We start from the raw sequence: 22,022 nt of genomic DNA, 5'->3' as shown, positions 1-22,022 counted from the left end.
CGTTAGCATACCATTGCATACGAATTGCCATCCCGGCCCGCGCCCGCTAGAACCTCTGCGAAACCGCGACGGAGCCTTTTGCGATGACCAAGACCCGCACCGAAACCGACAGCTTTGGCCCGCTGGAAGTTGACGCCAGCAAATATTGGGGCGCGCAGACCCAGCGTTCGATCATGAACTTTCCCATCGGCTGGGAACGTCAGCCGGTCGCAATCATCCGCGCGCTTGGCGCGATCAAGCTGGCCGCAGCCCGGATCAACATGGCCGAGGGCCGCATCGACGCCAAAATCGGTGGCGCGATGGAACAGGCCGCGACCGAGGTGTTCGAGGGCAAGTTCGACGACAACTTCCCGCTGGTCGTCTGGCAGACCGGTTCGGGCACCCAGTCGAACATGAATGCCAACGAAGTGGTCAGTAACCGCGCGATCGAGATTCTGGGCGGTGAGATGGGTTCGAAGGATCCGGTCCATCCCAATGACCATTGCAACATGGGCCAGTCCTCGAACGACACCTTCCCGACCGCGATGCATGTCGCCATCGGCATGATGGCCCGCGACACGCTGCTGCCCGGTCTGGAAAAGCTGGCCTCCGCGCTTGAGGCGAAATCGGCCGAATTCAAGGACATCATCAAGATCGGCCGCACCCATACGCAGGATGCGACGCCCCTGACCCTGGGTCAGGAATTCGGCGGCTATGCCCATCAGGTCCGCAAGGGGATCGAGCGGGTCAAGGCCTGCCTGCCCGACATCTATGAACTGGCGCAGGGCGGCACCGCCGTCGGCACCGGCCTGAACACCAAGAAGGGCTGGGACAGCGCCGTGGCGGCGGAAATCGCCAAGATCACCGACCTGCCCTTCGTCACCGCCCCGAACAAGTTCGAGGCGCTGGCCGCACATGACGCGATGGTCATGTTCTCGGGCGCGCTGAAGACGGTCGCGGCATCGCTGTTCAAGATCGCCAACGACATGCGCCTGCTGGGTTCCGGCCCGCGTTCGGGTCTGGGCGAGCTTATCCTGCCCGAGAACGAGCCCGGATCGTCCATCATGCCGGGCAAGGTGAACCCGACCCAGGCCGAGGCCCTGACCATGGTCTGTGCGCATGTCATGGGCAACGACGCCGCCGTCGGCATCGCCGGGTCGCAGGGCCATTTCGAGCTGAACGTCTATAACCCGATGATGTCCTATAACGTGCTGCAATCGATGCAGCTGCTGGGCGATGCGGCCGGGTCGTTCACCGACAACATGGTCGTCGGCACCAAGGCCAATACCGACCGCATCGAAAAGCTGATGAAGGAATCGCTGATGCTGGTCACGGCGCTGGCCCCCACCATCGGCTATGACAATGCCACCAAGGTCGCCAAGACCGCGCACAAGAACGGCACCACCCTGCGCGAAGAGGCGATCGCCCTTGGCTTCGTCGATGGCGAAACCTTCGACCGCATCGTCCGCCCGGAAGACATGATCGGCCCCAAGGACTGATCGTCCTCCATTCGCAGGATCGGCGGCGCGGCGGGTTTCTGCCGCGCCTTTTTCGTCTGCACTTGGACCCGGGCGGGTTTCAATGCCATGCTGCGCCCAATCAGCTTGCCGGGGGGAATGTCATGACCAGGATCGTCAATCTGCGACAGGCGCGCAAACAGCGTGCCCGCGACGACAAGCGCGCCAAGGGCGATGCCAATGCGGCCAGATTCGGCGAGGCGCGGTCGGAACGCCTGACCCGTCAGGCCGAAGCCGACCGCGCCGAACGTATCCATCAGGCCCACAAGAAAGATGAGTGACCTGCCGCGGATGACGCCGCCCGTCAAACGCTCGGTCACCATCGACGGACACCGCACCTCGGTTTCGCTGGAGGATGCGTTCTGGCAGGCATTGGGTCAGGCAGCCAGGGCGCGACAGGAAACCCGCGCGGCGCTGATCGGGCGCATCGACCACGCCCGCCCGCCCGAGGTCGGACTGGCCACTGCCCTGCGCCTGTTCGTCCTGTCCGAGACGCAGAAGAAAGACGATCCGACCGATGAGTGAGCGCAGATCCCCCCGCAGCCGCGATGCCTATGCCGAATTTCAGACGTTGCAGACGCGCTGGAACGACAATGACCAGTTCGGGCATCTCTATAACGTCACCTATCACGAACTGTTCGACGAGGCGATGAATCGCAGCCTTGGCGCGCGCGGGATGCTGAACCACCGCAGCGGCGCGCCGATTCAGGTCGTGGTGGAAAACGGCTGCACCTATTTCAGCGAAGTCAGCTATCCCGATCTGTTGCAGGTCGGATTGCGCGTGGCGGCAATGGGCAACAGCTCGATCCGGTTGGAGATGGGCCTGTTCCGCGAAGGCGAGGATCGCGAAAGCGCACAGGCGCATTTCGTGCTGGTCACCGTGGACAGTCGCACCCATCGCCCGACCCCGACGCCCGCCGATCAGCGCAAGGCACTGGAACAGTTGACCTTGTGACAGGCTGGCGCCAGCGCCCAATTCCGGATTAACTGTTTTCACCGCGTCGCGCCCGGAGGAAAGATGGCCAAGAAATCCAAAGCCGCCAAGCTGGCCAAATCCGCCGGGATCGGGCGCGATACACAAGCCCTGGACGCCTTGCGGCGCCTGTTGCGCGAAAGCGCGACGATCCACGAAACCCATCGCGGCGCGATCCTGACCGAGGATGACCCCGAACATGTGCATCAGGCCCGCGTTGCCCTGCGCCGCATGCGGACGCTGATCCGTGGCTTTGGCGACATGCTGTCACCGAAAACGCAGCGCAGGATCGGCAAGCTTCTGAAGGACCGCTTCAAGGCGCTGGGACCGCTGCGTGACGCCGATGTCCATGCCGAGGCGCTGGCCGGCCAGCCGCAATCCGACAAGGCCGCCGCCACCGCAGCCGAATTGCGGCAGGCGCTGCGCGACGATCTGGCTGAAGATACCGGCCTGTCCCTGAAAATGCAGATCGAGACCATCCTGCATGACACCGGGACCGCGATCCGCGGCGACCGCCGTCAACGGCTGGCGCAGGGGCCGGTCGGTGTCATCGCCTCGCGCGCGCTGCATGTCGCATGGACCGAACTGCTAAGCTTTGGCGCTGATCTGAACCGGCTGTCGCCCGATGATCTGCATGAATTCCGCAAACGCGCCAAGGACATGCGCTATCTGACCGAATTCTTCGGAACGCTGTTCACCGAAAAGCCCGATCACATGATGAAGCGCATGGCAAAGATGCAGGACGCGCTGGGGATCGTGAACGACCTTCAGGTGATGAAGGCCCGGCAGCACCAGGACGGCATGGCCCTGCCCGACGACGCCGACCGGATCGAGGCCAAGGCCCGGCAGCAATCGCAGAAAGCCTGGCAGAAGCTGCGGGCAGAGCCGGTCTGGTGGGCCGACCTGCCCGCATAGCCCCTTAGGCGGATTTCAGATCCGGAAGCACATGATCGCCAAAGCGTTTGCGCAGGGTCAGCTTGCTGATCTTGCCCGTCGCGGTCATCGGCATGTCCTCGACAAAGACAAGGTCGTCAGGCATCTGCCATTTGGCGAAATGCGGCGCCAGCACTGCGCACAGATCATCCAGTGTCGGGCGATCCGTGTCCGATTGCGGCTTCACGATCAACAGCGGGCGTTCGTCCCATTTCGGATGCGGCACCGCGATCACCGCGCATTGCGCAACCTTGGGATGGGCCAGCGCCGCGTTTTCCAGATCGATCGAACTGATCCACTCGCCCCCCGACTTGATCAGATCCTTGGACCGGTCGCGCAACGTCAGCCGGTTTTCGCGGTCGATCGAGGCGACATCGCCCGTGCAGAACCAGCCTTCGGCATCCATCGCCTTGCGCGATGCGTCCTCGTTCTGGAAATAGCCCGCCGCGACGAAATTGCCGCGCACATGCAACTCACCCATCGCCACTCCGTCATGGGGTTGGCGCTGACCGTTCTCGTCGACGATCTTCATCTCGACCCCGTAGACACGCCGCCCCTGCGTGGCCTTCAGCGTCATGCGGTCATCAAAGGGCAATTCGCGCTGACGCGGGGTCAGCGAACCCTGGCTGCCCAAGGGCGAGGTTTCGGTCATGCCCCATGCGTGGTTCACGTCGATGCCCAGCTTTTCGAAACCCTCGGTCAGGCTACGCGGCATCGCGCTGCCGCCGACAACGATGTGACGCAGGGCCGCGGGCTTAGCCCCGCGCTTCCGGATCTCGGCGAACAGCCCCTGCCAGATCGTCGGCACGCCCCAGGCGCTTTCGACGGCTTCGTCCTGACACAGATCCCACAGGCTGGCGCCGTCCAGATGCGGCCCTGGCATGATCAGGCTCGCCCCCATCAGCGGGCCGGAAAACGGCAGCCCCCAGGCATTGACATGAAACAGCGGCACGACCGGCAGGATGCGCGGCTGCGGACCCAGATCCGGACCCAGCACGGCCGAGGTCGCCATCGCATGCAGAACATTGGACCGGTGGCTATAGACCACACCCTTGGGGTCCCCCGTCGTCCCCGAGGTATAGCACATGCCCGATGCCGTGTTTTCGTCCAGATCGTCCCAGTCGCGACGGGTCGGATGCCCTTGCAGCACATCCTCGTAGCACAGCGCATCAAGGGTGCTGTCGGGCATATGCGCGCGATCGGTCATGATCACATAGCGCATCGGCGGCAGTTGATCCTTCAACTTTTCCAGCAACGGCACGAAGGTCAGATCGGTGAACAGCACCTTGTCGCCCGCATGGTGGCAGATATAGATCATCTGCTCGGCCGACAGGCGTGGATTGATCGTGTGGCACACCGCACCGATCCCCGGAACCGCGTAATACAGTTCCAGATGGCGATGCCCGTTCCAGGCCAGGGTCGCGACCCGGTCGCCGGATCCGATCCCCATATCCCGCAGCGCGAAGGACAGCTGCGCCGCGCGTTCACGCAATTGCGCCCAGCCGTGGCGCGTCGTGTCGCCCTCGACCCGGCGCGAGACGACCTGCGCATCTGGAAAGCTTTCCGCCGCGAAATCCAGCAGCCCGCCCTGCAACAGCGGGCGGTGCATCATCAGTCCTTCCATCATTCCTCCCCTTCCCTGGTGCCGCTCAGATTGCGGGGCTGCCCGTCCCGTGACAAGCAGCGACCCCACGTCAGCCCGGCTGACGGGTCAGACGTGCGATCAGCGCCGAGGTGTCCCAGCGTCCCCCGCCCATGCCCTGCACTTCCTTGTAGAACTGATCGACCAGCGCGGTGACCGGCAGCGAGGCACCGACCTCATCGGCGGCGTCCAGACAGATGCCCAGATCCTTGCGCATCCAGTCGATGGCGAAGCCATGTTCGAATTCCCCGGCGTCCATGGTCTTGTGGCGATTGACCATCTGCCAGCTGCCTGCCGCGCCCTGGCTGATGACCTCGACCACCTTTTCGACATCCAGTCCGGCCTTCTGCGCAAAAGCCAGCGATTCAGACAGTGCCTGAACCAGCCCGGCAATCGCGATCTGGTTGCACATCTTGGTCATCTGCCCGGCGCCGACATCGCCCAACCGGCGACAGATCTTGGCATAGGCGTCGATCACCGGTGCGGCGCGGTCGAAATCGGCCTGCTCGCCACCGCACATCACCGACAGCTGCCCGTTCTCGGCCCCGGCCTGCCCGCCCGAAATCGGCGCATCGACATAACCGATGCCCGCAGCCTTGGCCGCCTGGGCCAATTCGCGCGTCACTGCCGCCGAGACCGTGGTGTGATCGACAAAGACCGCCCCCTTGGCCATGCCCTGAAAGGCCCCATCCTCGCCCAGACAGACCGAGCGCAGGTCATCATCATTGCCGACGCAGGCCATGACGAATTCCGCACCGGACGCAGCCTCGCGCGGGGTGGCGGCGTGACCGCCGCCATGCTGATCCGCCCATTCGCGGGCCTTGGTCGCCGTGCGGTTGAAAACCGTGACCTGATGCCCGGCGGCTTGCAGGTGCCCCGCCATCGGATAACCCATCACGCCCAATCCCAGAAACGCCGTCTTTGCCATGATCCCTCCTGCTGAAAATTCCGCGGGTCGTGTCGCTGCGATAGCGGCGCTGCGACGTTGAAATGCCCGAGCGGCTGGCTTATGCAGCACAGCAACACCTTGGCGTTGAATGGTCAAGCGCCCAAGGGTCAATCAACGACAGCCCGGATCAAGCCGCCGAATGGACCACCTTCTTTCATGCTGATACTTTTCCGCTGGCTTCTCAGGCTGACTGTCGCCCTGATCGCCCTTTCGGTAATCGCCGGGATCCTTGCCTGGTATTTCGCCGTCCGGTCGCTGCCCGACTACAACGCCGATTACCCGATGCGCGGCCTGACCGCCCCGGTCGAGATCGTCCGCTCGACCGAGAATGTGCCCCATATCTTCGGCGCGACGGACCACGATGTGTTCTTTGCACTTGGCGTCGCCCATGCGCAGGACCGGTTGTTCCAGATGACGATGCTGCGCCGCGCGGCACAGGGACGGCTGGCCGAGGTCTATGGCGCCGCGGCGCTGCCCGCCGATGATCTGGCGCGACGGCTGGGCCTGTTCCGCCATGGCGCGCAATCGCTGGAAGCGCAGGACCCTGAAACGCAAGAGGCGCTGCGCGCCTATTCCGCAGGGGTCAATGAATGGATCGCGCAGGTCAATGAAGGCGCGATGGGGCGTGGCGCGCCGGAATTCTTCCTGTTTCCGCAGCAGATCGCCTATTGGCAGCCCGCCGATTCCCTTGCCATCCTGAAACTGCTGGCGGCCAGTACCACGAACGCCGCCGCAGCCGAGGTGTTTCGCGCGCGCCTGTCGCTGGCCTGGCCCGAACATGGCCCGGAAATTCTGGGTCCCGCGATCCCGGGATCCGGGGATCAGCCCCGCTATGCCGATCAGTTCCCCGGCCTGCGCCTGCCCGTCCCCGAGGCGCGGCGCGACCCGGAAGGGCCCCTGCCGCTGACGGCCTTCCTGCGCCCCGGCGCAGGCATGGGTGCCAACAGCTTTGCCGCGGGCGCCGACCGGACCGCTGCGCATGGCAGCCTGCTGGCCAACGACCCGCACACCACGCTGACCGTGCCATCGCTGTATTACTTGGCCCGTCTGCAACTGCAATCGGGCGGCGCGATCGGGGCCACCATTCCCGGCATGCCCGTCGTCTTCAGTGGCCGCACCCCGCAACTGGCATGGGGCGTGACCCCGGCGCGTATCGACGATTCGGACCTGTATATCGAAGAGGTTCAGCCCGGAAATGCCGACCGCTATCGCGGGCTGCGCGGCTGGACGCAGTTCGACACCCGGACCGAGGTGATCCGCGTGCTGGACGCGCCCGATCAGACCATCGTGCTGCGCGAAACCGAAAATGGACCGATCGTGTCCAATCTGGTTCCCGGCCTGCCCGATGTCGTGCCCCTGGGCCATGTCGCCGCGCTGCGCTGGACCGGGTTGTCGGGACAGGATCAGACGATGTCGGGGCTGATGGGGCTGATGCGTGCGGCATCGCGCGATGACGCCGCGCGGGCCGCGACGCGGATCATGGCGCCCGCCCTGCAGGTGACGCTGGCCGATACCGATGGCGTGCAGGCGCTGACCGTGGGCGCCCTACCCCAGCGCACCGACGATAGCCCGACCAAGGGCAGCATGCCGACGCCGGGATGGCTGCCCGAAGGCCGCTGGACCGGCATCGCGACCGCCGCCGCAACGCAGGACATATCTGCCGACACCATGATCATCGCCACCGACGAGGATGGCGCCATGCCCCGTCGCGGCCGTCTGGACCGGTTGCTGGACGGCCGCGAGGTGCATAGCCGCGACAGTTTCATCTCGGTTCAGCTGGATGTGGTCAGCCCTGCTGCACGCGCCCTGCTGCCGGTCGTGGGGGCGAATCTGTGGTTCACCGGCGAGCCCGCCGCGAAGGGCACCCCCGAACGGCAGCGACAGGATGCGCTTGGCCTATTGGCCGAATGGGACGGCGACATGAGCGAGCATCTGCCCGAGCCGCTGATCTATGCCGCATGGATGCGCGCCCTGCAGGATCGGCTGATCCGCGACGAACTGGGCCCGCTGGCCGATGATATCAGCCGCCTTTATCCCGGATTTATCGAGGCCGTATTCCGCAACCGGAATGGCGCGGGCCGGTGGTGTGACATCGTTCAAAGCGCCCCGACCGAGGATTGCGATACCATCGCCCGGCAATCGCTTGATCGCGCATTGCTGGAACTGGGCGACCGTTTCGGCCCCGATGTGACCAGTTGGCGCTGGGGCGACATGCATCAGGCCCAGCAGGACCACCCGGCCCTGGGACAGGTCGCCGGGCTTGGCTGGATCATGAACCTGACCCAGCCGGTTTCCGGTGGCAGCTTCACCGTCGCCGAAAGCGGTCTGCTGGGCTGCGGCGCCGATCCCTACGAGGCGGTGACAGGCGCGGGCTATCGCGGCGTCTATGATCTGGCCGATCCCGACAATTCGGTCTTCGTGATCGCCACAGGCCAGTCGGGCCACCCTTTTTCGCGCCATTATGACGATCTGGCGGGGCTGTGGCGGCGGGGCGAATATGTCCGCATGTCGCTGGACCCGGACCTGGCGCGCGCGGCCGCCGTCGGCATCACCCGCCTGACGCCCGCGCCCTGACGGATCACGAAAAAACCCGCGAGGCGACCTCGCGGGTTTGATGCTTGCCTGTCGCGGCCTTATCTGGCGCGGCGATCAGAAATGGATCGCACGGCCATAGGCGTCCAGCACGGATTCGTGCATCATCTCGGACAGGGTCGGGTGCGGGAACACGGTTTCCATCAGATCCTGTTCCGTCGTTTCCAGCTGACGGCCCACGACATAGCCCTGAATCAGTTCGGTCACTTCGGCACCAACCATATGCGCGCCCAGCAATTCGCCGGTCTTGGCGTCGAAGATGGTCTTGACCAGCCCCTCGGATTCGCCAAGCGCGATCGCCTTGCCATTGCCGATGAAGGGGAACTTGCCGACCTTGATCTCGTGGCCCGCTTCCTTGGCCTTGGCTTCGGTCATCCCGACCGAGGCGACCTGCGGATGGCAATAGGTGCAGCCCGCGATGCTGCCCGGCTTGATCGGATGCGGATGCCCGCCCGCGACCAGCTCTGCGACCATCACGCCTTCATGGCTGGCCTTGTGCGCCAGCCAGGGCGCGCCGGCCACGTCGCCGATGGCGAACAGCCCATAGACGCCCGTGCGGCAATATTCATCGGTCACGACATGCGTGCGGTCGATCTTCACGCCCAGCTCTTCCAGACCCAGATTCTCGACATTGCCGACGATCCCCACGGCCGAGATCACGGCATCGAAATCCATCGTCTGGGTCTTGCCGTCCTTTTCGATATGGGCGGTCACGGTCTGGCCCTTGCGGTCCAGCTTCTTGACCGCGGCCTTTTCCATGATCTTCATGCCCTGCTTTTCGAACTGCTTCTTGGCAAAGGCGCTGATTTCGGCATCCTCGACCGGCAACACGCGGTCCATGACCTCGACCACGGTCGTATCGGCCCCCAGCGTGTTGAAAAAGCTGGCGAATTCGATGCCGATGGCACCCGAACCGATGACCAGCAGCTTTTTCGGCATATGCGGCGGCTTCAGCGCATGCTTGTAGTTCCAGACCAGCTTGCCGTCAGGTTCCAGACCCGGCAATTCGCGGGCGCGGGCACCGGTGGCCAGAACGATGTTCTTGGCGGTGATTTCTTCGCTGCCCTTGTCGGTCTTGACCGTGATCTTGCCTTTGCCGGTCAGCTTGGCCTCGCCCATGATGGTCGTGACCTTGTTCTTTTTCAGCAGATGGCCGACGCCACCGCTAAGCTGTTTGGCCACGCCGCGCGAACGGTCGACGACCTTGCCCAGATCGTAGCCGATCTTGTCGGCGCTGAGGCCGAAATCCTTGGCCCGTTCCATCAGGTGAAAGACCTCGGCGCTGCGCAGCAGGGCCTTGGTGGGGATGCAGCCCCAGTTCAGGCAGATACCGCCCAGATGTTCGCGTTCGATACAGGCCACTTTCAGGCCCAATTGCGCGCCCCGGATCGCGGCGACATAGCCGCCAGGTCCGGCGCCGATCACCACCATGTCAAAACTCTGGGCCATAGGATCCCCCGGTTGCTGAAGATAGTTCAGCGTTAAACCATCTGCCCGACATCGGCAAGCAGGGGACAGTCCCGTGGCCTAGCCGTTGGCGGGCGGCGTGTCATCCGGGTCAGCCTCACCGTCCGGCGCATCGCCGTCAAGGTCGGTCGGGTCGATTGCCGCCTCATCCGGATCGGATGAGGACTGCGCCTCGTCCAGCGCCGCCTCGACCGCAAGAACGGTGGCGCTGGGGGTGATGACGGCAAAGCTGCCCTGCTCGTCCACGGTCAGGCTGGGGCGGCGCGTCATCCGCCAACCGGCATAAAGGCTTAGCGCGGCCAGAAGGACACCCATATAGACCCAGAACCCATCCGGCCCGATCAGCCCCATCAACCAGCCGGTGATCAGCGGCCCCGCCATCGAGCCAAGCCCGTTGATGAACAGCAACCCCGCCGAGGCGGCGGCCATGTCCGACTGATCCAGATAGTCGTTGGTATAGGCCAGCAACAGCGCATAGACCGGGTTGGCGACACCGCCCACGATGGCCCCGACCAGAATCAGGCCCAGAATGCCCGGCTGCAACATGACCGCGGCGGCGGTGACCACGGTGCCCACGACCGACAGCAGCAGAACCAGTTTCCGGCGATCATAGCGGTCCGACAGCCAACCGATGGGAAATTGCAGCAACAGCCCGCCGACATAGATCGCGGCCACAAAGACCGAGATATCGCGCACACTCATGCCCGTGGCCGAACCCCAGACCGAGGACATCCCGAACAACGCCGAAAAGACGCCCCCCATCAGGAAGATCCCGATACATCCCAACGGCGATGCCCGGTACAGGCGGCCAAAGGACATGCGCTTGATGGTTTCGAATGCCGGGGCCTGCTGGGCCGTCAGCAGGATCGGCGTGAAGGACAGCGACACGAGAACCGACGGGATGATGAACAGCAGGAACCCCGCGGGATCGCCCGTGTTCAGCAGGAACTGCGCCACGATGATGCCCAGCATCTGCACGATCATATAGGCGGCCAGCGCCTGTCCGCGCGTCTCGTTCGTGGCGCTGGCATTCAGCCAGCTTTCCGCGGTGATATACACACCACAGAACGAAAACCCGATGACAAAGCGCATCGCGGCCCAGAACACCCAATCGGGTGCGACCGCGTAAAGGACCAGCACGGCGGAAATCAGCGATCCCAGCGCCGCAAAGACCCGCACATGGCCCACGCTTTGGATCATCCGCGGCACGACAAGGCTGCCCAACAGGAAGCCGCCGAAATAGGCGGACATGACGATCGACATCAGGAAGGTCGGAATGCCTTCGATGCCGCCACGGATCCCCAGCAGGGTCCCTTGCATCCCGTTGCCGACCATCAGCAACAGAATCCCAAGAAGCAGCGGCCAAGTGGTGCGCACCACGGACGTCATGTGAACCTCGTGTCTGGTCGTCGTTTCGATCGGGGCCGATTATGTCGGGCCTAGTGCCGATGGCGCGCAGATGCCAGCCGGAATCCGACCTCAGGGCAGCAGAAGCGACGCGTCGCCATAGCTGAAGAAGCGATATTCCCGGTCCAGCGCGTGATCGTAGATATCCTTGATGCGCTGCACGCCCATCAGCGCCGAGACCAGCATCAGCAGGGTCGATTTCGGCAGGTGGAAATTCGTCATCAGCCCGTCGGTCACCCGGAATTGATAGCCGGGATAGATGAAGATGTCGGTCGTGTCGGCAAAGGCCTGCATCCGGCCATCCTCGGTCGCCGCCGATTCGATCAGCCGCAACGCGGTGGTGCCGACGGGAATCACACGCCGCCCCTCGGCCTTGGCGCGGTTGATCCGGGCGGCGGCCTCGGGGGTGACCTCGCCCCATTCGGCATGCATCCGGTGGGTCGTCACATCCTCGACCTTGACGGGCAGAAAGGTGCCCGCACCGACATGCAGGGTGACATGGACGAATTCGACCCCGCGATCGGCCAGCGCATCCAGCAGCGGCGCATCGAAATGCAGGCTGGCCGTGGGGGCGGCGACCGCGCCCTGACGTTCGGCCCAGACGGTCTGGTAATCCTGATGGTCCTGTTCATCAGGCGCGCGCAGGCTGGCGATATAGGGCGGCAGCGGCATCGCACCGACCTGCCGAAGCGCCGCGTCAAAGGCATCGCCGGTCGCGTCGAAACGCAGCCGCAGCCCGCCATCGCCGATCTGCACAACCTCGGCGGACAGCGCCTCGCCAAAGCGGATCACCTCGCCCTCGCGCAGCTTGCGCAGCGGTTTTGCCAGCGCCTGCCAGCCATCGGCGGCGGGTTCCAGCAGCGTGACCTCGATCCTGGCGGTGACCTCGCCCTGGCCGGTCTGGCGACTGCGCGTCCCGTTCAGACGCGCGGGAATCACCTTGGTGTCGTTCAGCACCAGCAGATCGCCGGGCTGCAAGATCTGCGGCAGGTCATGAACATGCCTGTCCGCGATGCCGCCGTTCTGGGCTAGAAGCAGGCGCGCGGAACTGCGCGGCCGCGCAGGGCGCGTCGCGATCAGGCGTTCGGGCAGGTCGAAATCGAAATCGGTCAGTTTCATGGCTTGGCTTCTGCGCCGGACGCGCGTTCTGGTCAAGCCAGACACGCGCAATTGAAATCCCACGACTTTTATCAGGTTTCCATTTTCCAAGTCTTTTGCTAAGTCTTGCGGCAGGAACCGGAGGCCCCAATGATCGTCTGCCACTGCACCCAGATTTCCGATCACGACATCCGCGCCGCCATCGACTGGATGCGCGCCGCCGATCCCCGGACGATCATCACCCCCGGCAAGATCTACCACGCCCTTGGCAAGCGGGCCGATTGCGGCGGTTGCATGCCGCTGTTTCTGGACACCATGCGTCAATCAGATAGTCTGGGAATCGCGCCGCCGATTTTGCGCGCGAAAACAACATCTGCAGGGGAGCCGACGCATGAAGGGCGACGCCAAGGTCATCGAGTATCTAAACGCCGCGCTGCGGTCTGAACTGACCGCAGTCAGCCAGTACTGGCTGCATTACCGGCTTCAGGAGGATTGGGGCTACGGGCGTATCGCGAACAAGTCCCGCGCCGAATCCATCGAAGAGATGAACCACGCCGACCGGCTGATTCAGCGCATCATCTTTCTGGAAGGCCATCCGAATCTGCAAAAGCTGGACCCGCTGCGCATCGGTCAGAACCTGAAGGAAACGCTGGAGGCCGATCTGGCCGGCGAACATGACGCCCGCACCCTGTATATCGAGGCGCGCGATCACTGCGACAAGGTCGGCGATTACGTCAGCAAGAACCTGTTCGAGGATCTGATCGCGGATGAGGAAGGCCATATCGACTTCCTCGAAACCCAGATCGAACTGTTCGACACGATCGGCGCACAGAATTACGGCCATCTGAACGCGAAACCGGCCGACGAAGCCGAGTGATCTTGCCGATCCAGAACATCTGACGGGCGCGGGGAAGCCACCCCGCGCCCGTCTTTCATCTGCCAGTCAGGACCCCATCATGCGCACCGAATTCGACGCCCAGCTTCAGGACCGCCTGCTGCGCTACACCGCCATCGACAGCCAAAGCGATGCCGACAGCGCCAGCGCGCCCAGCACCGCCTGCCAGTTCGACATGCTGCATCTGCTGCGCGACGAGCTGCAACAGATGGGGGCGGCGGATGTGACGCTGACGGATTACGGCGTCGTTCTGGCCACCATTCCCGGCACTGTTCCGGCACCGACCATCGGTTTTCTGGCCCATGTCGATACCGCGCCGCAATTCGCAGCAGCCGGGGTAAAGCCGCGTGTGATCGTCGATTACGACGGCAGCGTGATCACCTATCCCGACGATCCGGCCCTGTCGCTGGACCCCGACCGCTTTCCCTATCTGGCGCAAAAGCAGGGGCAGGACATCATCACCGCCTCGGGGGCGACGCTGCTGGGGGCCGATGACAAGGCGGGCGTCGCGATCATCATGACGATGTCGCAGCATCTTCTGACCCAACCCGATCTGCGGCACGGGCCTGTCCGCATCGCCTTTACCCCGGATGAGGAAATCGGTCGCGGCGTCGACCCGCGCCTGCCCGACGATCTGGGCGCGGATTTCGCCTTTACCTTCGATGGTGGTCGTCTGGGCGAAATCGAATATGAAAGCTTTTCCGCCGACGGGGCCGAGGTGACTGTCACCGGGGTTTCGATCCATCCCGGTTATGCGCAGGGCAAGATGGTCAATGCGATCACCCTCGCCAGCAAGATCATCGCCATGCTGCCGCAGACCGTGATGACACCAGAGGTCGCGGCCGATCGTGACGGGTTCATCCACGCGACCGACATGACCGGCGGATCATCCGAAATGAAGATCAGGCTGATCCTGCGCGATTTCGAACTGGACGGGCTGGAACGGCAGCGCCAGATCCTGCGCGGCATCTGCGATGCGGTTCAGATCAGCGAACCACGGGCCAGGATCACCTGCGACATCCGCCCGCAATACCGCAACATGCGCTATTGGCTGGAACAGGACATGACGCCGGTGGATCTGGCCCGCGACGCTTGCCGCGATCTGGGTCTTGATCCGGTGTCGGTGCCCATCCGCGGCGGCACGGACGGGTCGCGCCTGACCGAAATGGGCGTGCCCTGCCCCAACCTGTTCACCGGGATGCAGAACATCCACGGCCCCCTGGAATGGATTTCGGTGCAGGATATGGCGGCGGCGACCGGGCTTGGCCTTGCGCTGTTGGCGCGCGCGGCCCGCGATCAGGCCAGCCAGTCCCGAGCCAGTTCGGGCAGCTCATCGAAATGATGCAGCAACGCCTCGGGGGCCAGACGAGAGATCGCCTGCCCCTCGGGGCCGAAACTGACAAGCGCCACGCGCACGCCTGCCGCGGCTGCGGTCTTGCGGTCGGTTTCGGTGTCGCCGATCAGGAAGGATCGCGTCACCTCGCCACCGGCCGCCCGCACCGCCGCCTGATAGGGGCGCGGATCGGGCTTGCGGACCGGCAGTGTGTCGGCCCCGATCATCGCGCCAAAAGCCTGCCGGATACCCAGTTCGCGCAACAGGGCCTCGGCCAGCCCTTCGGGCTTGTTGGTGCAGACGGCCAGCCTGTGCCCTGCCCCCGCCAAGGTTTCCAGCGCGGTTTCCACGCCCGGATACAGCCGCGTATGGCAGGCGATGTTCTGACCGTAATGATCCAGCAGCCGGGGATAATCCTCGTCCTCAGCGGCGGGCGGCAACAGCATGTCTGCGGGCATCCGCGCGTAACCCGCGCGCAGCATCGCCCGACCGCCGTGAAAGGCGATCAGCGCGTCATCGACCGGGTCCAGCAGATCGCCCAGCCCGCGCGCCTGAAAGCAGGCATTGGCCGCCGCGATCAGATCGCCCGAGGTGTCGGCCAGCGTGCCGTCCAGATCGAAAACCACTGTGCCTGCCATGCCGAAATCTCCTGACGTAATGTTTCGAAAACAAAGGTGATGGCACAGACCCTTTCCTGTGCGCCCGACCCCGATTAGAACGCGCAGCAACGAAATTGAACAGGCGAAGAGGCGGGCATGTCAGATAATCCGATAGCTGTGGTGGTCCTGGCAGCGGGGCAAGGCAGTCGGATGCAGTCCGATCTGCCGAAGGTGCTGCATCGGTTGGGCGGTGTACCGCTGGTCGGGCACGCGCTGGCGGCGGCGCGCACGCTGGACCCCGATCAGGTCATCGTCGTCGCCGGTCACGGGGCCGATCAGGTCCGCAAGGCCGTGGCACGGCTGAACCCGGATGCACGCATCGTCCTGCAGGAAGAACAGCTTGGCACCGGCCATGCCGTGCGTCAGGCCCTGCCCGATCTGGAAGGGTTCGAGGGCAAGGTGATCGTGCTTTACGGCGACACCCCCTTTATCGGCGAAGACACGCTGGCCGCGCTGGCCAGCCATACCGCGGATCTGGTCGTGCTGGGCTTCGAGGCCGAGGATCCGGGCCGCTATGGCCGGCTGGTCGTCACCGATCGCGGGCTGGAACGGATCGTCGAATTCAAGGACGCCGACACCGCCACCCGGCAGATCGCGCTGTGCAATTCGGGCGTGATGGCGCTGGACGCGGCGCTGCTGCGGCAATTGGTCGTGCGGCTGTCGAATGATAACGCTTCGGGCGAATATTACCTGACCGATCTGGTCGAACTGGCCCGCGCCGAGGGACGCAGCGCCGATGTCGTGACCTGCGACGAAGAAGAAACCCTGGGCATCAACACCCGCGCCGAACTGGCCGCTGCCGAGGCCGCCTTTCAGACCCGCGCCCGCAGCGAGGCATTGGACAACGGCGTCACCCTGTCGGACCCGGCAACGGTCTGGTTCTCGCTGGACACCTGCATCGGGCGCGATGCGATCATCGGGCAGAATGTCGTGTTCGGCCCCGGTGTCACCATCGAATCCGGCGCCGAGATCCTGCCCTTCTGCCATCTGGAAGGCTGCCATATCTCGTCCGGGGCGACGGTCGGCCCCTTTGCCCGCCTGCGCCCCGGCGCGGAACTGGGCGGCGATGCCCATGTCGGCAATTTCGTCGAGATCAAGAATGCCGTGCTGGACGAAGGCGTGAAGGTCGGCCACCTGACCTATCTTGGCGATGCCCATATCGGCGAGCATACGAATATCGGTGCGGGCACCATCACCTGCAATTACGATGGCGTGATGAAGCACCGCACGCAGATCGGGGCCCGCGCCTTCATCGGCAGCGACACCATGCTGGTCGCACCGGTGCGCGTCGGGTCCGAGGCGATGACCGGCTCGGGCTCGGTCATCACGCAGGACGTGCCCGATGGCGCAATGGCGATCGGCCGCGCCCGTCAGACCGTCAAGCCCGGCCTCGCCATCCGCATGATGCAGGCCCTGCGCGCCAAGAAGGAGAACCGTTGATGTGCGGCATTATCGGCATTCTGGGCAAGCATGAGGTGTCGCCCCAACTGGTCGATGCACTGCGTCGGCTGGAATATCGCGGCTATGACAGCGCGGGCGTCGCCACCGTCGATGATGGCGGTCGTCTGGACCGTCGCCGCGCCGTCGGCAAGCTGGTGAACCTGTCGGATCGGCTGGTCCATGAACCCCTGCGCGGCCATGCCGGGATCGGCCATACCCGGTGGGCAACCCACGGCGCCGCGACCGAGGATAACGCACATCCCCACCGCTATGGGCGCGTCGCCGTCGTGCATAACGGCATCATCGAGAACTTCCGCGAGCTGCGTCAGGAACTGATCGGTCTGGGCATCCAGCCGCAATCGCAGACCGACACCGAAACCGTCGCCCTGTGGACCGGCTATCATCTGGATCAGGGCTACAGTCCGATCGAGGCCGCCCGCGCCACCCTCGCCCGGCTGCACGGTGCCTTTGCCCTGGCCTTCCTGTTCGAGGGCGAAGCCGACCTGATGATCGCCGCCCGCAAGGGCAGTCCGCTGGCAATCGGCCACGGTGAGGGCGAAATGTTCATCGGCTCGGACGCGGTTGCGCTGGCGCCGTTCACCGACCGCATAACCTATCTGGAAGATGGCGATCACGCCGTCCTGACCCGCGCCGGGGTCGATGTGTTCGACCTGACCGGCCAGCCCGTGATCCGCACCCAAAGCCGCATCGACATCGGGGCCACCGCGATCGACCGTGGCGGATACCGGCACTTCATGGCCAAGGAAATCGCAGAACAGCCCGTCGTCATCGGCGATGTCCTGTCCCATTACGTCAAGGATGACCGGATCGTTCTGCCCGAGGGGATGGATTTCACCGCCGTGGACCGCATCTCTCTGGTGGGGTGCGGGACGGCGCATCTGGCAGGCCATGTCGCGAAATACTGGTTCGAACAGATCGCGGGCCTGCCCTGCGATATCGATGTCGCGTCAGAATTCCGCTATCGTGAACCGCCCCTGTCGCCCAACAGCTGGTTCATCGCGATCAGCCAGTCGGGCGAAACCGCCGATACGCTGGCCGCGCTGCATTATGCGAAATCCAAGGTCGCGCGCACGGTCGGGCTGGTGAATGTCGGCACCTCGGCCATTGCCCGCGACAGCGATGCCGCCTTGCCGACGATGGCCGGAATCGAGGTCAGCGTGGCGTCGTCCAAGGCATTCACCTGCCAGCTGACCGTTCTGGCGATCCTTGCCCTGAAGGCCGCGCATGATCGCGGGCGCCTGGACGATGCGGGGCTGGCCCAGCACCTGTCCGATCTGCGCAAGGTGCCGGGTCTGCTGCAACAATCGCTGAACCTGTCCGACGGCTGCCGCGTTCTGTCCGAATGGCTGAGCCAGGCGCAGGATGTGCTGTATCTGGGTCGCGGGGCGCTGTATCCCGTGGCGCTGGAAGGCGCGCTGAAGCTGAAGGAACTCAGCTATATCCACGCCGAGGGTTATGCCTCGGGCGAATTGAAGCACGGCCCCATCGCGCTGATCGACCGCGACGTGCCGGTGATCGTTCTGGCCCCGCATGACCACCTGTTTGAAAAGACCATCTCGAACATGCAAGAGGTGATGGCCCGCCACGGCCAGATCCTGCTGCTGTCGGACGAGGCGGGCATCGCCGCGGGCGGCGATGGCGTGCACGCGACGCTGCAACTGCCCACCGGCGGCGGCGCGTTCCAGCCGATCCTTTACGCGGTGCCGATGCAGTATCTGGCCTATCATACCGCCGTGGCCAAGGGCACCGATGTGGACCAGCCCCGCAATCTGGCGAAATCGGTGACTGTCGAGTAGGAAAAGGCCCCGCAAGGGGCCTTTTTTCACGCCTTGCGGCGGAAGGTCACGTAATGGGGCACCCTGCCCTCGCGCAGCGCCTTCTGTTCATAACGCGTGCTGATCCAGTCATCCCAGGGCATGCCTGTTTCCGAAATCAGGTCGAACCCCGCCGGCGGCACCTCTTCCAGGGTCTGGCGGACATAGTCGGGAATATCGGTCGCGACGCGGAACTCGCCACCCGGCTTCATCACCCGGGCCAGCGGCAGCAGATGTTCGGGCGTGACGAAACGGCGCCGGTGATGCCGTGCCTTCGGCCAGGGATCGGGATACATCAGAAAGGCGCGCGACAGGCTGGCTTCGGGCAGCACATCCATCAGGTCGCGGGCATCGCCGGGATGCACGCTGACATTCTGCACGCCAGCCGCGCGGATCTTGCCCAACAGCATGGCGACGCCGTTGATGAAGGGTTCGCAGCCGATGATCCCGATCTCGGGATAGCGATGGGCCATGTGGACCATATGCTCGCCACCGCCAAAGCCGACCTCCATCCAGACCGGACGGTCATCGCCGAAAATATCGGCCGGGTTGATCGGCTTGCGGTCAGGATTGTCCTGAACGGTGATCCCGCGTGGCCGCAGATCGCCCAGATCCTCGGACAGATAGCCCTTCTGGCTTTGGCGCAGGGTCTTGCCGTGGCGCCGGCCGTAAAAGTTGCGCCGGGGCGGGTTCGGGTCGAATGCTGATTTCTGATCGTCGCTCATGGCGAAGGCATCTGCCGCAAGCCCGGCATCAGGTCAAGATCCCAAGGCTCTTCGATTCGCCTGCTTATAGGGCGATATGGGCGGGGGGTCCGGGGGGCTGGCCCCCCGGCCGTCGCGGGACGCAAGGATCAGTCGGCCATCAGCCGGCTGATGATCACCGTCACCTCGGGCTTCTTGCCGATCTCTTCCATGGCCACCTGGCGGGTTATCTTGCGGATCGCCTCTTCCATCTTGCGATCGTCGCGCACGGTGCGATTGTCGGCGCCTTCCAGGAATTCAGCCAGTTCGCCCTCGATATGTTGCCCCAGATCATCGCCGTTGCGTGTCCGCCCGGGCAGGCCCATCAACTCGACCCAGGCATCCGGCAGGGCGTTGTCTTCCTCATCCACGATGACGCTGACCAACGCATGCCCGTTCAGCGCCATGCGGATCCGGTCGCGGACGACCCCGTCCATGGCACCGATCTTGACCGTGCCATCCAGATAGATCCGCCCGGTTTCGATCTGGTCGACGATTTTCGGCGTCTCGCCGGTCAGGTCCAGCATCGTGCCATTCGTCGCGATTTCGGCGGTCATGCCCTTGGCCCGCGCCAGCAGCACATGCTCGCGCAGATGCAGATGTTCGCCATGCATCGGGATCACGGTCGCGGGTTTCAGAAGATCGTGCATCGCCTCGATATCGGGGCGATTGGCATGGCCCGAAACGTGATACAGCCCGTCATCCGCATCATAGACATCGACGCCCATCTCGCTCAGCGCATTCATGATGCGGCCGACGCTGCGTTCGTTGCCCGGAATGGTCTTCGAACTGAACAGGAAGCTGTCGCCCTCTTTCAGGGACAGACCCAGATAGCGCCCGCGCGACAGCTGCGCACTGGCGGCGCGGCGCTCGCCCTGGCTGCCGGTGACCAGCAGCATGACCTTGTTGCGCGGCATGTTCGCGGCTTCGTCGGGGCCGATCGTATCCGGAAAATCCGTCAGCACGCCGGTTTCCAGCCCGACCGAGACCATGCGCCGCATCGCCCGCCCCAGAAGGCAGACCTTGCGATCCGCCGCGATCGCGGCATCCGCCAGCGTGCGCAGACGCGCGATATTGCTGGCAAAGGTGGTCGCGACGACCATGTTCTTCTGCGCCATGACCCATTCAAGGATCGGGTTGGCCAACAACGCCTCGGATCGGCCCGGGTGGGTCGAGAAGATGTTGGTGGAATCGCAGGTCAGAACCTTGACCCCACGCCCTTCGCTGGCGATGTCGTGCCAGGTCATCGGGTCGAAGGGGTCGCCCACCACAGGCGTTCCGTCCAGCTTGAAATCGCCGGTATGCACGATCCGGCCGGCAGGCGTGTCGATCACCAGCGCCGCACTTTCGGGGATCGAGTGGCTGACCGGCACGAACTGCACATTGAACGGACCCAGCTGCGTCACCTCGGGGCGCGGCCCGGTGATCCGCACGATATCGGCGGAATGGCCCATCTCTTCCAGCTTCAGACGGCACAGCGCGCCGGTGAACTGCCGGGCATAAATCGGCACGCCCAGCTGTTCCCACAGATGGCCGACCGCACCCAGGTGGTCCTCGTGACCATGGGTGATGAAGATGCCCTCCAGCCGATGGCTGTTTTCCCGCAGCCAGACCAGATCGGGCATGATCAGGTCGATGCCCGGGGTCGAATCCATATCGCCGAAGGTCACGCCCATATCGACAAGGATCAGTCGTTCCTTGCCCGGCGCGCCATAGCCATAGACATAGGCGTTCATGCCGATTTCGCCCGCGCCGCCAAGCGGCAGATAGATCAGGCGGTCAGCCATTGCCCATCTCCTTGTTGTAATCGTGTATCAATCTTAATCCATGCATCGTCAGATCGTCCTCGATCGCATCGAAGACGTCAAATCCTTGATCGAACAGCGGGGCCAGCCCGCCGGTTCCGATCACCTTCATCGGGCGGTCGCGTTCGGCCCGGATCTGCTGGACAATTCCCTGAACCAGTCCGGTGTAACCCCAGAAGATCCCCGACTGGATACAGGCAACCGTATTGGTGCCGATGACCTTCGCGGGCATCGTCACATCGACATGCGGCAGGCTGGCCGCGCCCATATGCAGCGCCTCCAGCGACAGGTTCACCCCCGGCGAGATCACGCCACCGATATAGGCGCCGTCGATATCGACCACATCGAAGGTCGTCGCCGTGCCGAAATCCACGACGATCAGGTCGGGCCCATGCCGGTCAAAGGCGGCAACGGTATTGACCAGACGGTCCGGCCCGACCGTGGTGCCATCATCCACGCGCGGCGGCACCGGCAGCAGGCAATCGGGCTTGCCCACGACCAGCGGGCGGGTGTTGAAATAGCGATTGCACAGCACACGCAGGTTGAACACCACCCGCGGTGCGGTCGAACTGATGATGCAGGCACCGATCTCCAGCTCGAATTTCTGCAACTGGATCAGCGTTGACAACCAGACGAAATATTCATCCGCGGTGCGGCGGTGATCGGTCGCGATCCGCCAATGCGCCAGAAAACGCGTGCCGTCCCAGATCGAGAACACGGTGTTCGTGTTGCCGGTATCAATGCACAGAAGCATG

Annotated in this window: 20 protein-coding genes; 11 read left to right on the top strand and 9 right to left on the bottom strand. The window is 64.2% G+C overall.

Features of this window, described 5'->3' with window-relative positions; translation table 11 throughout:
• The first annotated feature begins 83 nt into the window (after nt 1-83).
• From fumC to BMX67_RS17130, 5 genes are all read left to right on the top strand, one after another.
• A complete protein-coding gene (gene fumC / locus BMX67_RS17150; RefSeq protein ID WP_090737584.1) occupies nt 84-1,478 on the top strand; it encodes a class II fumarate hydratase in 1,395 nt (464 codons plus the stop codon).
• Nucleotides 1,479-1,600: 122 nt separating this feature from the next.
• Nucleotides 1,601-1,777, top strand: coding sequence for a DUF4169 family protein (locus BMX67_RS17145; RefSeq protein WP_090737582.1), 177 nt, complete (start codon nt 1,601-1,603; stop codon nt 1,775-1,777).
• The gene (locus BMX67_RS17140) at nt 1,770-2,021 is read left to right on the top strand and encodes a ribbon-helix-helix domain-containing protein (protein ID WP_090737580.1); all 252 of its coding nucleotides are present in this window, start codon (nt 1,770-1,772) and stop codon (nt 2,019-2,021) included. Before BMX67_RS17145 ends, BMX67_RS17140 begins: the two co-directional genes overlap by 8 nt.
• On the top strand, nt 2,014-2,451 hold the full coding sequence (locus BMX67_RS17135; protein WP_090737578.1) for an acyl-CoA thioesterase: 438 nt from the start codon (nt 2,014-2,016) through the stop codon (nt 2,449-2,451). The genes BMX67_RS17140 and BMX67_RS17135 overlap by 8 nt, the downstream gene beginning before the upstream one ends.
• Nucleotides 2,452-2,514: 63 nt before the next feature.
• Nucleotides 2,515-3,384: a CHAD domain-containing protein gene (locus BMX67_RS17130; protein WP_090737576.1), complete on the top strand. Its 870-nt coding sequence runs from the start codon at nt 2,515-2,517 to the stop codon at nt 3,382-3,384.
• Between the two features lie 4 nt (nt 3,385-3,388).
• Here BMX67_RS17130 and BMX67_RS17125 read toward each other — a convergent pair whose 3' ends face one another.
• Nucleotides 3,389-5,026 (bottom strand): long-chain fatty acid--CoA ligase, encoded by a 1,638-nt coding sequence (locus BMX67_RS17125; RefSeq protein WP_090737620.1) that lies wholly within the window; start codon nt 5,024-5,026, stop codon nt 3,389-3,391.
• Between the two features lie 70 nt (nt 5,027-5,096).
• The gene (locus tag BMX67_RS17120) at nt 5,097-5,972 is read right to left on the bottom strand and encodes an NAD(P)-dependent oxidoreductase (RefSeq protein WP_090737574.1); all 876 of its coding nucleotides are present in this window, start codon (nt 5,970-5,972) and stop codon (nt 5,097-5,099) included.
• A gap of 177 nt (nt 5,973-6,149) precedes the next feature.
• Here BMX67_RS17120 and BMX67_RS17115 point away from each other — a divergent pair, with 177 nt between their 5' ends.
• A complete protein-coding gene (locus tag BMX67_RS17115) occupies nt 6,150-8,567 on the top strand; it encodes a penicillin acylase family protein (protein ID WP_090737572.1) in 2,418 nt (805 codons plus the stop codon).
• A gap of 75 nt (nt 8,568-8,642) precedes the next feature.
• Here BMX67_RS17115 and lpdA read toward each other — a convergent pair whose 3' ends face one another.
• The 3 genes from lpdA to queA form a co-directional block, all read right to left on the bottom strand.
• Nucleotides 8,643-10,034: a dihydrolipoyl dehydrogenase gene (gene lpdA / locus BMX67_RS17110; protein WP_090737570.1), complete on the bottom strand. Its 1,392-nt coding sequence runs from the start codon at nt 10,032-10,034 to the stop codon at nt 8,643-8,645.
• 78 nt (nt 10,035-10,112) lie between these two features.
• Nucleotides 10,113-11,441, bottom strand: coding sequence for an MFS transporter (locus BMX67_RS17105; protein ID WP_090737567.1), 1,329 nt, complete (start codon nt 11,439-11,441; stop codon nt 10,113-10,115).
• 90 nt (nt 11,442-11,531) lie between these two features.
• Complete coding sequence (gene queA, locus BMX67_RS17100) at nt 11,532-12,578, bottom strand: tRNA preQ1(34) S-adenosylmethionine ribosyltransferase-isomerase QueA (protein WP_090737565.1); 1,047 nt, start codon at nt 12,576-12,578, stop codon at nt 11,532-11,534.
• A gap of 129 nt (nt 12,579-12,707) precedes the next feature.
• Between queA and BMX67_RS17095 the strand changes: the two genes are divergently transcribed.
• The 3 genes from BMX67_RS17095 (at nt 12,708) to pepT (ending at nt 14,794) form a co-directional block, all read left to right on the top strand.
• Entirely contained in the window at nt 12,708-13,001 is a 294-nt protein-coding gene (locus BMX67_RS17095; protein ID WP_090737563.1) for a (2Fe-2S)-binding protein, read from the top strand.
• The gene (gene bfr / locus BMX67_RS17090; protein WP_090737561.1) at nt 12,949-13,434 is read left to right on the top strand and encodes a bacterioferritin; all 486 of its coding nucleotides are present in this window, start codon (nt 12,949-12,951) and stop codon (nt 13,432-13,434) included. The genes BMX67_RS17095 and bfr overlap by 53 nt, the downstream gene beginning before the upstream one ends.
• A 79-nt stretch (nt 13,435-13,513) precedes the next feature.
• Nucleotides 13,514-14,794, top strand: a complete 1,281-nt coding sequence (gene pepT / locus BMX67_RS17085) for a peptidase T (protein WP_090737559.1) — start codon at nt 13,514-13,516, stop codon at nt 14,792-14,794.
• Here the strand turns inward: pepT and BMX67_RS17080 are convergent.
• Nucleotides 14,749-15,423, bottom strand: coding sequence for an HAD-IA family hydrolase (locus BMX67_RS17080; protein ID WP_090737557.1), 675 nt, complete (start codon nt 15,421-15,423; stop codon nt 14,749-14,751). The genes pepT and BMX67_RS17080 overlap by 46 nt on opposite strands.
• A gap of 117 nt (nt 15,424-15,540) precedes the next feature.
• Between BMX67_RS17080 and glmU the strand changes: the two genes are divergently transcribed.
• Both glmU and glmS read left to right on the top strand, forming a co-directional pair.
• Complete coding sequence (gene glmU / locus BMX67_RS17075; RefSeq protein ID WP_090737555.1) at nt 15,541-16,884, top strand: bifunctional UDP-N-acetylglucosamine diphosphorylase/glucosamine-1-phosphate N-acetyltransferase GlmU; 1,344 nt, start codon at nt 15,541-15,543, stop codon at nt 16,882-16,884.
• On the top strand, nt 16,884-18,701 hold the full coding sequence (glmS, locus tag BMX67_RS17070; RefSeq protein WP_090737554.1) for a glutamine--fructose-6-phosphate transaminase (isomerizing): 1,818 nt from the start codon (nt 16,884-16,886) through the stop codon (nt 18,699-18,701). The genes glmU and glmS overlap by 1 nt, the downstream gene beginning before the upstream one ends.
• Nucleotides 18,702-18,727: 26 nt before the next feature.
• Here the strand turns inward: glmS and trmB are convergent, their stop codons facing one another.
• The 3 genes from trmB to BMX67_RS17055 form a co-directional block, all read right to left on the bottom strand.
• Complete coding sequence (gene trmB, locus BMX67_RS17065; RefSeq protein ID WP_090737551.1) at nt 18,728-19,444, bottom strand: tRNA (guanosine(46)-N7)-methyltransferase TrmB; 717 nt, start codon at nt 19,442-19,444, stop codon at nt 18,728-18,730.
• 128 nt (nt 19,445-19,572) lie between these two features.
• The gene (locus tag BMX67_RS17060) at nt 19,573-21,249 is read right to left on the bottom strand and encodes a ribonuclease J (protein WP_090737549.1); all 1,677 of its coding nucleotides are present in this window, start codon (nt 21,247-21,249) and stop codon (nt 19,573-19,575) included.
• Nucleotides 21,242-22,021 carry a type III pantothenate kinase gene (locus BMX67_RS17055; protein ID WP_090737547.1) on the bottom strand — a complete coding sequence of 260 codons (780 nt, stop codon included), beginning with the start codon at nt 22,019-22,021 and terminating at the stop codon, nt 21,242-21,244. Before BMX67_RS17055 ends, BMX67_RS17060 begins: the two co-directional genes overlap by 8 nt.
• Between the last annotated feature and the right edge of the window lies 1 nt (nt 22,022).

Source organism: Paracoccus homiensis (assembly GCF_900111675.1).
Taxonomy (GTDB): domain Bacteria; phylum Pseudomonadota; class Alphaproteobacteria; order Rhodobacterales; family Rhodobacteraceae; genus Paracoccus; species Paracoccus homiensis.
The sequence above is the reverse complement of the archived record's forward strand: the minus strand, read 5'-3'. Positions and strand labels throughout refer to the sequence as shown.

Bases quoted from the DNA above. Each gene is read 5' to 3' on its own strand.
- BMX67_RS17105 (WP_090737567.1), bottom strand. From the start codon at position 11,441: ATGACGTCCGTGGTGCGCACCACTTGGCCGCTGCTTCTTGGGATTCTG.
- BMX67_RS17120 (WP_090737574.1), bottom strand. From the start codon at position 5,972: ATGGCAAAGACGGCGTTTCTGGGATTGGGCGTGATGGGTTATCCGATG.
- BMX67_RS17095 (WP_090737563.1), top strand. From the start codon at position 12,708: ATGATCGTCTGCCACTGCACCCAGATTTCCGATCACGACATCCGCGCC.
- queA (WP_090737565.1), bottom strand. From the start codon at position 12,578: ATGAAACTGACCGATTTCGATTTCGACCTGCCCGAACGCCTGATCGCG.
- BMX67_RS17080 (WP_090737557.1), bottom strand. From the start codon at position 15,423: ATGGCAGGCACAGTGGTTTTCGATCTGGACGGCACGCTGGCCGACACC.
- fumC (WP_090737584.1), top strand. From the start codon at position 84: ATGACCAAGACCCGCACCGAAACCGACAGCTTTGGCCCGCTGGAAGTT.
- glmS (WP_090737554.1), top strand. From the start codon at position 16,884: ATGTGCGGCATTATCGGCATTCTGGGCAAGCATGAGGTGTCGCCCCAA.
- BMX67_RS17140 (WP_090737580.1), top strand. From the start codon at position 1,770: ATGAGTGACCTGCCGCGGATGACGCCGCCCGTCAAACGCTCGGTCACC.
- trmB (WP_090737551.1), bottom strand. From the start codon at position 19,444: ATGAGCGACGATCAGAAATCAGCATTCGACCCGAACCCGCCCCGGCGC.
- bfr (WP_090737561.1), top strand. From the start codon at position 12,949: ATGAAGGGCGACGCCAAGGTCATCGAGTATCTAAACGCCGCGCTGCGG.
- BMX67_RS17145 (WP_090737582.1), top strand. From the start codon at position 1,601: ATGACCAGGATCGTCAATCTGCGACAGGCGCGCAAACAGCGTGCCCGC.
- BMX67_RS17130 (WP_090737576.1), top strand. From the start codon at position 2,515: ATGGCCAAGAAATCCAAAGCCGCCAAGCTGGCCAAATCCGCCGGGATC.
- BMX67_RS17135 (WP_090737578.1), top strand. From the start codon at position 2,014: ATGAGTGAGCGCAGATCCCCCCGCAGCCGCGATGCCTATGCCGAATTT.
- pepT (WP_090737559.1), top strand. From the start codon at position 13,514: ATGCGCACCGAATTCGACGCCCAGCTTCAGGACCGCCTGCTGCGCTAC.
- BMX67_RS17125 (WP_090737620.1), bottom strand. From the start codon at position 5,026: ATGGAAGGACTGATGATGCACCGCCCGCTGTTGCAGGGCGGGCTGCTG.
- lpdA (WP_090737570.1), bottom strand. From the start codon at position 10,034: ATGGCCCAGAGTTTTGACATGGTGGTGATCGGCGCCGGACCTGGCGGC.
- BMX67_RS17115 (WP_090737572.1), top strand. From the start codon at position 6,150: ATGCTGATACTTTTCCGCTGGCTTCTCAGGCTGACTGTCGCCCTGATC.
- BMX67_RS17060 (WP_090737549.1), bottom strand. From the start codon at position 21,249: ATGGCTGACCGCCTGATCTATCTGCCGCTTGGCGGCGCGGGCGAAATC.
- BMX67_RS17055 (WP_090737547.1), bottom strand. From the start codon at position 22,021: ATGCTTCTGTGCATTGATACCGGCAACACGAACACCGTGTTCTCGATC.
- glmU (WP_090737555.1), top strand. From the start codon at position 15,541: ATGTCAGATAATCCGATAGCTGTGGTGGTCCTGGCAGCGGGGCAAGGC.